This is a genomic window from Vibrio genomosp. F10 str. 9ZD137 (assembly GCF_049974785.1).
GTDB lineage: Bacteria > Pseudomonadota > Gammaproteobacteria > Enterobacterales > Vibrionaceae > Vibrio.
The window spans coordinates 1-448 of record NZ_JBNGCJ010000210.1; the positions used below are offsets into that span (position 1 = coordinate 1).

General features: G+C 49.6%; 1 pseudogene. It reads right to left on the bottom strand.

Features of this window, described 5'->3' with window-relative positions:
- Nucleotides 1-448: pseudogene (locus tag ACP45E_RS02820) on the bottom strand (SHOCT domain-containing protein); the annotation flags it as partial.

Below are 448 nucleotides of genomic sequence, written 5' to 3' on the forward strand. Positions count from 1 at the left end.
TGGTTTAACGGCAGCCGCTAACTCGTCTGGAGCCGGACCATTACCTGCACCATGCAAATCATCAAGAAGTTTTTCAAATTCTTCATCAGACATTAGATCATCGCCACCTTGAGCAGCCGGTGGTTTAGCGGCTGGTGCACTAGAAGCATGTGGTTCAGGTGCAGACACTGATGATGAGGCTTGAGGGCTTTTACCTGAGCCATGGAGCTCGTCTAGCAATTTTTCAAATTCATCATCAGTGATATCACCACTGGCTTCTGAACTTGAAGCTGGTGCTGCAGGAGCCGCAGGAGCCGATGATTCAACTGAGTTAGGGGCCGTGCCTTTACCGTGTAACTCATCAAGCAGCTTTTCAAATTCATCTTGAGTGATGTCATCGACAGAGTTTGATGACGTCACTGCTTCTGGCGCTGAGGCAACTGGCTCTGGTACCGTTTCCACTACAGGC